7 protein-coding genes, 1 tRNA gene and 2 rRNA genes are annotated in these 10120 nt (G+C 26.9%); all 10 read left to right on the plus strand.

Annotated features, from left to right (window positions below; genetic code table 11):
* Positions 1–77: ribosomal RNA gene (locus tag I2A66_RS16340) — 23S ribosomal RNA — on the plus strand; the annotation flags it as partial.
* A 62-nt stretch (positions 78–139) separates the two neighbouring features.
* Positions 140–213, plus strand: a tRNA-Gly gene (locus I2A66_RS16345).
* 11 nt (positions 214–224) lie between these two features.
* Positions 225–341: ribosomal RNA gene (gene rrf, locus I2A66_RS16350) — 5S ribosomal RNA — on the plus strand.
* A gap of 268 nt (positions 342–609) precedes the next feature.
* Entirely contained in the window at positions 610–2868 is a 2259-nt protein-coding gene (locus tag I2A66_RS16355; protein WP_195252017.1) for a glycogen/starch/alpha-glucan phosphorylase, read from the plus strand.
* A gap of 215 nt (positions 2869–3083) precedes the next feature.
* Positions 3084–4427 carry an ABC transporter substrate-binding protein gene (locus tag I2A66_RS16360; protein WP_147516965.1) on the plus strand — a complete coding sequence of 448 codons (1344 nt, stop codon included), beginning with the start codon at positions 3084–3086 and terminating at the stop codon, positions 4425–4427.
* A 190-nt stretch (positions 4428–4617) separates the two neighbouring features.
* The gene (locus I2A66_RS16365; protein ID WP_122641367.1) at positions 4618–5463 is read left to right on the plus strand and encodes a carbohydrate ABC transporter permease; all 846 of its coding nucleotides are present in this window, start codon (positions 4618–4620) and stop codon (positions 5461–5463) included.
* Positions 5463–6353 carry a carbohydrate ABC transporter permease gene (locus I2A66_RS16370; RefSeq protein ID WP_195252018.1) on the plus strand — a complete coding sequence of 297 codons (891 nt, stop codon included), beginning with the start codon at positions 5463–5465 and terminating at the stop codon, positions 6351–6353. Before I2A66_RS16365 ends, I2A66_RS16370 begins: the two co-directional genes overlap by 1 nt.
* Positions 6354–6376: 23 nt before the next feature.
* Positions 6377–7855 carry a 4-alpha-glucanotransferase gene (gene malQ / locus I2A66_RS16375; protein WP_195252019.1) on the plus strand — a complete coding sequence of 493 codons (1479 nt, stop codon included), beginning with the start codon at positions 6377–6379 and terminating at the stop codon, positions 7853–7855.
* 72 nt (positions 7856–7927) lie between these two features.
* On the plus strand, positions 7928–8956 hold the full coding sequence (locus tag I2A66_RS16380; RefSeq protein ID WP_122641364.1) for a LacI family DNA-binding transcriptional regulator: 1029 nt from the start codon (positions 7928–7930) through the stop codon (positions 8954–8956).
* Between the two features lie 45 nt (positions 8957–9001).
* Positions 9002–9628 carry a YesL family protein gene (locus I2A66_RS16385; RefSeq protein WP_122641363.1) on the plus strand — a complete coding sequence of 209 codons (627 nt, stop codon included), beginning with the start codon at positions 9002–9004 and terminating at the stop codon, positions 9626–9628.
* Positions 9629–10120 lie beyond the last annotated feature (492 nt).

Genomic DNA, 10120 nt, shown 5'->3' on the forward strand with positions numbered 1-10120 from the left:
CCTGGTTGATAGGTCGAAGGTGTAAGTGCAGTAATGTATTTAGCTTATCGATACTAATAGGTCGAGGACTTGACCAATAAATTTAAATGATAAATCAATAAATGATATGTAGTTTTTAGAGTATTAACTCTAAATATATGCGGGTGTAGCTCAATGGTAGAGTTCCGGCCTTCCAAGCCGGCTGTGAGGGTTCGATCCCCTTCACCCGCTCCAAATAAAGATTATGTGGTTATTATAGAAAAGAGGATACACCTGTTCCCATTCCGAACACAGAAGTTAAGCTCTTTAGCGCTGATGGTACTCGGAGGGCAACCTCCCGGGAGAGTAAGACGTAGCCACGTAATCTTTTTTTATTAGAAATAAGCTATTTACTATATAAAATTTTATATAGTGAATAGCTTATTTTTATATGTTTAAAATTATGTGATAGCTATAGGTTTATTATTTATGTAATTTATCAGTATAATAAATATTTATTAAATTAAAAAAATATGTTGTTAAAAGATAATTTATAAATTATACTTACCTTGAGTAAATTAATATAATATTTTCGGAAACGATTCCGGAAATATATATAATTATTTCAGTCAAATCAAAGGGGGATTACTTGTGAATTTATCTCAAATATTAGAATATAATGCTATGAAAAAACTTTCAGAATGTACAAATGAAGAGATTTATTTTGCAATTTTAAAGACTATTAAAAAATTAAGTGAAGAAAAAGTAAATATAAGCAAATCAAAAAAGAAGTTATATTACATATCAGCAGAGTTTTTAATTGGAAAGTTATTATCTAATAACTTAATAAATTTAGGAATATATGGTAAGGTTAAAAAAATATTACTGGATAATGGTAAAAGCTTATCGAAAATAGAAGAGATTGAGATTGAGCCTTCATTGGGTAATGGTGGACTTGGAAGATTAGCTGCATGTTTTCTTGATTCAATATCAACTTTAGGTATTCCAGGAGATGGGATAGGTTTAAATTATCATTTTGGATTATTTAAGCAAATATTTAAAAATAATCTACAAATAGAAGAGAAAAATGAGTGGATTCATAGCATAGGATGGTTAAATAAAACTGATATTACTTATGATATTAAATTTAATGGTTTTAAATTAACTTCAAGAATGTATGATATTAATATTATAGGGTATAACAATATAACTAATAAACTTCATTTATTCGATGTAGAAACAGTAAATGAAGATATAGTAAAGCATGGTATAGATTTTAATAAAAAAGATATTAAAGAAAATCTTACTTTATTTTTATATCCAGATGATAGTGATGTGGAAGGGCGTCTTCTTAGAATTTATCAACAATATTTTATGGTGAGTAATGCTGCAAGATATATACTAGATGAATCTATTGATAGAGGTAGTAATTTATATGACTTATATGATTATGCAGTAATACAAATTAATGATACACATCCAACTATGATTATACCTGAGCTAATTCGCTTATTAGTGGAAAAAGGTTTAGAAATTATTGATGCTATAGAAGTTGTTTCAAAAACATGTGCATATACTAACCATACTATTTTAGCAGAAGCCCTTGAAACATGGCCTGTTGATTATATTGAAAAAGTTGCTCCTCAGATTATGCCAATAATAAAGGAATTAGATAAAATTATAAAAAACAAGTATAAAGATGAATCTGTTTATATTATAGATGAAAATAATATAATTCATATGGCTAATATAGATATACATTATAGTTTTAGTGTAAATGGTGTTGCATCTCTTCATACGGATATACTAAAGAATAATGAATTAAATAATTTTTATAAAATTTATCCAGAAAAATTTAATAATAAGACAAACGGAATAACATTTAGAAGATGGTTAATGCATTGTAATCCACTATTGACCAATTTAATAGAAAATTTAATAGGAGATGGATTTAAAGAAGATGCTGAAAAATTACAAGATCTAATACAATATATAGATAATAAAGAAGTACTAAATAATATATTAGATGTAAAAAGAGAAAATAAAATACAACTTAAAAATTATATAAGAGAGACTCAAAATATTGATTTAGATGAAAATTCTATTTTTGATATACAAATAAAAAGATTACATGAATATAAAAGGCAACAAATGAATGCACTATATATAATTTATAAGTATTTAAAAATAAAAAATGGTATTATACCAAAAACACCTATAACCGTTATATTTGGAGCTAAAGCTGCACCAGCTTATATAATTGCAAAGGATATAATACACTTAATATTATGTTTACAAGAACTTATAAACAATGATAATGATGTAAATAAATATCTAAAAGTTGTAATGATTGAAAATTATAATGTAACAGCTGCAGAAAAACTAATACCAGCATGTGACGTATCAGAACAAATATCATTAGCATCAAAGGAAGCAAGTGGTACTGGAAATATGAAATTTATGTTAAATGGAGCATTAACTTTAGGAACAGAAGATGGTGCTAATGTAGAAATACATAATCTTGTGGGTGATGACAATATCTTTATATTTGGAGAGAAAAGCGACAAAGTAATAGAAATATATAAAGAAGGAAAATATGATCCAATTGATTTTTATGTGAAAGATAAAGAAATAAAAGAAGTAGTAGACTTTATTGTTAGCGATAAATTAATGGAAGTAGGGAATCAAGAAAATCTTATAAGATTATATAAAGAAATAATAAGGAAAGATTGGTTCATGACATTATTAGACTTTAAAGAATATTGTAGAATGAAAGATAAGGTATTTAATGAGTATGAGGATAGAGAAAAATGGGCTAAAAGAATGTTGATTAATATAAGTAAAGCTGGTTATTTTTCATCTGATAGAACTATAGAACAATATAATAAAGATATTTGGAAACTAATATAGATATATATGTCTAAACAGAGATTATTTGATAATATTATGTTTTTATTAAAATTTTTAATAAAGTTAAATAATTTATTGATTTTAATAATACCTGGTGCTACTATCTAATTAAGAGTGGAAAACGTTTCTGAAGCTTCGGAAACGTTTCCGAAAACTTAATTATAAATTTATAATAAGTTTAATTAAATTTAAAATTTAATTGGGGGAGAGTTATTATGGTGAAATTAAAAAAAGTTGTATCAATAGCACTATCAGTAATTATGTCAACTGTAGTATTGACAGGTTGTACATCATCATCTGATAATAAAGCATCAGATGATGGTAAAGGTTCAGTTTACTACTTGAATTTTAAGCCAGAATCAGAGTCTCAATGGAAAAAAATAGCTGAAGATTATGAGAAAGAAACTGGAGTAAATGTTAAGATAGTTACAGCAGCTAGTGGTACTTATGAACAAACTCTTAAGTCTGAGGTGGCAAAAAAAGATGCACCTACATTATTTCAAATAAATGGACCAGTTGGATATGAATCATGGAAAGAATATTGTGCGGATTTAAAGGATACAGAACTTTATAGTCATCTTTTAAATCAAGATATGGCTATTAAAGATGGAGACGGAGTATATGGTATACCTTATGTTGAAGAAGGTTATGGAATAATTTATAATCAAGCAATAATGGATAAATATTTTGCATTAGATGCTGCAAAAGCTAAATCAATAGATGAAATAAATAACTTTGATAAATTAAAAGAAGTTGCAGAAGATATGCAATCTAAGAAAGATGAACTAGGAATAGACGGTGTATTTGCTTCTACATCTTTAACTCCAGGTGAAGACTGGAGATGGCAAACTCATTTAGCAAATCTTCCGATATATTATGAATATAAAGATAAAGATGTAAAAAATTTAGATGAAATTGATTTTACTTATTCAGATAACTTTAAAAACATATTTGATTTATACATAAATAACTCAACTTGTGAGCCAACTTTATTGGGAAGTAAAACAGTCTCAGATTCAATGGCAGAATTTGCTTTAGGCAAAGCTGCTATGGTTCAAAATGGAAACTGGGGATGGTCACAAATAGCTGAAGTTGATGGAAATACAGTTAAAGAAGAATATGTTAAGTTTATGCCTATATATACAGGAGTTGAAGGTGAAGAAAAACAAGGTCTTTGTATAGGAACTGAGAACTACTTCTCTATAAATAGTAAAGCATCAGAAGCAGATCAAAAAGCATCTATAGAATTTGTTGAGTGGCTATTTACTTCTGAAACAGGTAAAAATCATGTAACAAATGAATTAGGATTTATAGCTCCATTTGATACTTTTGAAGATTCTGAAACACCTCAAGATCCATTAGCGAAAGAAGTTATAAGATACTTAAGTAATGATGATTTATATAATGTAGACTGGAACTTTACTACATTTCCAAGTCAAACATTTAAAGATGATTTTGGGGCAGCATTACTTGAATACTGTAATGGAAACATGAAGTGGGAAGATGTTAAAAAATTAGTTATAGATGAATGGGCAAGTGAAAAAGAAGCATCTAAATAAAAGTAGAGTATAAAAATATATTTAATTATTATTTTGAAATTAAATAGAAAAAGCTTATCCAATAAAAAGAATATATAACATTAAACTAAATTTTATGTAAATGTCATATAACTATTTATGGTTTAAGCTTTTTCTTTAAAAATAATTTATTAAGAATATAGAATTTATACTTAATAATAGGGGGGATAGTATGCAAAAGGCATTAAAAAAATATTTTCCAATCTTTCTACTTCCAACACTAATAGCATTTTCTATTGCGTTTATGATTCCTTTCATAACAGGTTTATACCTATCTTTTTGTAATTTTACTACAATAAGTGATGCAAAGTTTGTAGGGATAGATAATTATATAAAAGCATTTTCATCAGGGCAAGGATTTGTAGAATCTTTTGGATTTACCACAATATTTACAATTATATCTATAGTAACAGTAAATGTATTGGCATTTACATTAGCATATTTATTAACTAGAAAAATAAGAGCAACTAATTTTTTTAGAACTGTATTTTTTATGCCTAATTTAATAGGTGGAATAGTTCTTGGATATACTTGGCAATCCATGATAAATGCATTTTTATCTAGCTATGGAACGACACTTGTAGCTAATCAAAAATTCGGTTTTATAGGATTACTTATACTAATGAATTGGCAAATGATAGGATACATGATGATTATTTATATAGCTGGTCTTCAAAGTGTACCATCAGAATTAATTGAATCTGCTAGAATTGATGGAGCAACGAAGTGGCAAACTTTAAGAAATGTAACAATTCCAATGGTAATGCCATCAATTACTATATGTACTTTTCTAACGTTATCAAATAGTTTTAAGTTATATGATCAAAATTTAGCATTAACTAATGGAGCTCCGATGCATAAAACCGAGATGTTAGCTCTTAATATAGTTAATAGCTTCTATGGTAGAAATAACTATGAAGGTGTTGGTCAAGCGAAAGCGGTTATATTCTTTGTAATAGTAGCTGTTATTGCACTTAGTCAGCTATATTTTACTAGAAAGAGGGAGGTAGAGCAATAATGCAAGAAGCTTTAATTAAAAATAAAAACACTAAAAATAAAAGAACTTCATCAAGTAAGAAAAATATTAGCAATAATATCATATTTTTAGTACTTTGTGTATTAGTTGTAGTTTTTTTAGCTCCTATACTATTTATTATAATAAATTCATTTAAAGGAAAATTTTTTATAAGTGACAATCCTTTTTCTTTACCTACAAAAGAGACATTTGTTGGCATTACTAATTATATAAACGGATTAGAAAAGACTGGCTTTTTAGGTGCTATGGGCTGGTCTTTCTTTATAACAACAATGTCAGTAATCGTAATAATATTATTTACTTCCATGACAGCATATTACATAACTAGAGTTAAAAGTAAGATTAATAGTATTATATATTACTTATTTGTTTTTTCAATGATAGTTCCATTTCAAATGGTAATGTTTCCTATGGTGAAATTAGCTGATACTTTACATCTAGCAAATCCGATAGGTATGGTATTACTTTATTTAGGGTTTGGATCAGGTTTATCTGTATTTATGTTTAGTGGTTTTGTGAAATCTATTCCACTGGAAATTGAAGAAGCAGCTACAATAGATGGTTGTAATCTATTACAAACTTATTTTAAGATAGTTCTTCCTATATTAAAGCCAACCACAATAACTGTAGCAATATTGAATGCAATGTGGATATGGAATGATTACTTATTACCATATTTAGTTATAGGTCTATCAACTAAATATAAAACTATACCAGTAGTAATTCAGATGCTAGTAGGATCAAATGGGAATAGAGATATGGGAGCTATGATGGCAATGCTAGTATTGGCAATTATTCCGATTATAATATTCTATTTACTATGTCAAAAACACATAATAGAAGGTGTTGTTGCAGGTGCTGTAAAAGGCTAATGATATAAGTAGGAGGAAAAATTATGAGAAGAAGTGGTATGTTATTACCTATTGCAAGTTTACCATCTAAGTATGGTATAGGTAGTTTTTCAAAAGAAGCTTATGAATTTATAGATATATTAGAAAGTTCTGGTCAAAGTATATGGCAGATACTACCTTTAGGACCAACAGGATATGGAGATTCTCCATATCAATCTTTTTCTACATTTGCAGGAAATCCATACTTTATAGATTTAGATGAATTAGTGAGAGAAGGTCTAATAACAGAAGAAGAATGTAGTATATATGATTGGGGAAGTAGTGATGAACATATAGATTATGAAAAGATATATTTATATAGGTTTGAAATACTAAAAAAAGCTTATAAGCGTAGTAAAATATATAATAGTAAAAGATTTATAGCGTATTGCAATAAAAATAAATGGTGGCTTCATGATTATGCACTATATATGTCTATAAAAGATTTTTTTGGTGGAAAGTCATGGATAGAATGGGATGTTGATATAAGATTAAGAAAAGAGGCTGCTTTACATGAGTATGAAGAAAAATTATCAGATGATATTATATTCTATAAATATTTACAATATTTATTTTCAAAGCAGTGGAATAAATTAAAATCCTATGCCAATAAAAAAAACATATTAATAGTAGGGGATATTCCGATCTATGTAGCATTAGATAGTTCTGATACATGGGCAAATCCGGATTTATTTCAACTAGATAAAGAGTGTATACCTATTGCTGTGGCAGGATGCCCACCAGATGGATTTTCTGAAACCGGACAATTGTGGGGAAATCCATTATATTATTGGGAATATCATAAAAATACAGATTATGAGTGGTGGATAAAAAGAATAGAATATTCTTTTAAGTTGTATGATATTGTAAGGATAGACCATTTCAGAGGATTTGATGAATATTACTCTATACCTTATGGAGAGCGTACAGCTATAAATGGATCTTGGGAAAGGGGACCAGGAATGGAACTGTTTAATAGTATAAGAGAAAAGTTAGGAGATGTAGATATTATTGCTGAAGATCTAGGTTTTTTAACTGATAGCGTAAGGAAACTCTTAAATGACACAGGATATCCGGGAATGAAAGTTTTACAGTTCGCTTTTGACTCAAGAGAAGAGAGTGACTATTTACCTCATAATTATAATAATAATTGTGTTGTCTATACAGGTACTCATGATAATAATACAACTATTGGGTGGTACAAAGAAATTAATAAAAAAGATAAAAATATGTGTATCAATTATATGAATAATAAATATAGTAAAGAAAATGAAATACACTGGGATTTTATATGCTTAGCTATGAGAAGTGTAGCGGATACTTGTATAATACCCGTTCAAGACTATTTGGGTTTAGGAGAAGAAGGTAGAATAAATATACCATCAACTTTAGGGAATAATTGGACATGGAGAATGAAGAAAAATAGTCTATCTAAAAAAACTATAAAGAGAATAAAGATGTTAACTAAATTATATGGAAGATAATAGCTTTGAATATAGCTTATATGATATTATAATAAGATAATTAAAATACAGAGTTGAAGGGATGTGGTTAATATGAAGTCAGCCACAATAAAAGACATAGCTAAAAAGTGTGGAGTAGGAGTTAGTACCGTTTCAAGAGCAATTAACAATCACCCTGAAATAAGTGAAGAAACTAGAAATATGATAATGGAAGTTATAAAAGAGAGTAATTTTATTCCAAATAATAGTGCTAGAAACTTAAAACTTTCAGATACGAAAACGATAGCAGTATTAATAAAAGGTATAGACAACCCATTCTTTCAAAATATGATAAAAGTATTTGAGGAAGAAATACAAAAGAGGAAGTATACCTTTATATTACATAGAGTTGATTCAAATCAAGATGAGGTAGAAGTTGCATTACAATTAATAAAAGAGAAGAGATTAAAAGGGATAGTTTTTTTAGGTGGGTCTTTCTCTCACCAAGAGGATAAATTACAAGAAATAAAAATACCATTCGTATTAAGTACAATAGCTATAGCTGAAGGTGTTGATAAAACATTATACTCATCAGTATCTGTTGATGATATAAATGAGAGCAAGAAGATAGTTGATTTTTTATGTGAAAATGGACATGAGAAAATAGCTATTTTAGCATATGATAGTGGTGATAGAAGTATAAGTAGACTTCGTGTAAAAGGTTATTGTGAAGCTTTAAATAATAGAAATATACCAATAAATGAAAACTTAATAAGATATACACATGATAATATAAATGCTTACACCATGGAAAATGGTTATAATTTAATGAAGGATCTATTAGAAGCGGAAGAAGATTTTACTGCTATTTATGCAATATCAGATAGTATGGCAGTTGGTGCATGTAAAGCTATATTAGAATATGGTAAAAAAATTCCTGATGATTATTCAGTTGTTGGATTTGATGGATTAGATATCTCTTATTACTATAACCCATCAATAACTACTATACGACAACCTGTTGAGAAGATGGCTAAAGAAACTACAAATATATTATTCAATTTAATCAATAAAAAAAGTAAAACTCAACATAAGATATTTGAAGGAGAGTTAATAATTAGAGATTCTACATCTAAACTATAACTAAGTATTTAATAAAATTAATAAAATAATAAGGGAAATAGATTTATGATAAATTTATTTAGGTATGATAATAAGTTTTTTGAAGCTTTAGAAAAGGTTACAAATATAATTACGCTAAATTTTTTGTGTATATTATTTAGTATACCAATAATAACTATAGGGGCATCAATAACCTCTACATATTATGTTGCTATGAAAATAGTAAGAAATGAAGAAGGCTATATTTTTAAGATGTTTATAAAAAGTTTCAAAGAAAATTTTAAGGTTAGTACTGTGGTATGGATAAGTATAATGGTGATTGGATTGATATTAATTTTAGATTTTCGTATATCTAATATGATATCTAATTCAGTTATTAGTAATGTATTTAAATTTATACTTATGGTAGCTAGTACAATAACTATATTTAATTTTACATATATTTTTCCTATTATATCTAAATTTGAGAATAGTATAAAAAACACTATAATAAATGCTGTTTTTATGTCAGTACAAAACTTACCATATACAATTATAATGGTATTGTTAAATTTGATACCTATAATATCTATACTATTTTTTAGAAATTATTTAGGATATATAGTATTTTTTTATTTAGTAATTGGGTACGCTGTTGTATCATGTATAAACTCTTTATTATTAAATAATATATTTAATAAGTATATAAATTAATAAATAGAAAACAAAAAAGTATAGAAGAATCTATGCTTTTTTATTTTTATTAGTTAGTAGAGATTACCTATAAAAATATATTTGAAAATAATTATAAATAATAGAACTATAAATAGTGTTAATAAATTGTGGATAAAAAACTTTATATAAGGTTATAACTGATATGGATGATGTTTATAATGTTAATAAGTGTAAACTAAGTTGTGAACTATTTTTTATAAAAAAATTAGTTAGAAAAATAATTAAAAAAGTGTTGACTAATAAAGAATATGGTGGTAAAGTATTACTTGTCCGAGAGATACGGATGGAAAATAAAACGAAAGAAAATGTTGACAAGATTTAAATAACTTGTTAAGATGAATAAGTCGAAACAATGAACTTTGAAAATTAAACAGTAGGTTAATTTATATAACTAATTCTTATTTAAGAATTAAAACACAAACAACCAAGCCAGATATTCAGATAATGATTAGCTGAGCGATAGACAACTTT

This window comes from Romboutsia sp. 1001713B170207_170306_H8, assembly GCF_015550495.1.
GTDB lineage: Bacteria > Bacillota > Clostridia > Peptostreptococcales > Peptostreptococcaceae > Romboutsia_E.

Bases quoted from the DNA above. Each gene is read 5' to 3' on its own strand.
- I2A66_RS16360 (WP_147516965.1), top strand. From the start codon at position 3,084: ATGGTGAAATTAAAAAAAGTTGTATCAATAGCACTATCAGTAATTATG.
- I2A66_RS16365 (WP_122641367.1), top strand. From the start codon at position 4,618: ATGCAAAAGGCATTAAAAAAATATTTTCCAATCTTTCTACTTCCAACA.
- I2A66_RS16370 (WP_195252018.1), top strand. From the start codon at position 5,463: ATGCAAGAAGCTTTAATTAAAAATAAAAACACTAAAAATAAAAGAACT.
- malQ (WP_195252019.1), top strand. From the start codon at position 6,377: ATGAGAAGAAGTGGTATGTTATTACCTATTGCAAGTTTACCATCTAAG.
- I2A66_RS16380 (WP_122641364.1), top strand. From the start codon at position 7,928: ATGAAGTCAGCCACAATAAAAGACATAGCTAAAAAGTGTGGAGTAGGA.
- I2A66_RS16385 (WP_122641363.1), top strand. From the start codon at position 9,002: ATGATAAATTTATTTAGGTATGATAATAAGTTTTTTGAAGCTTTAGAA.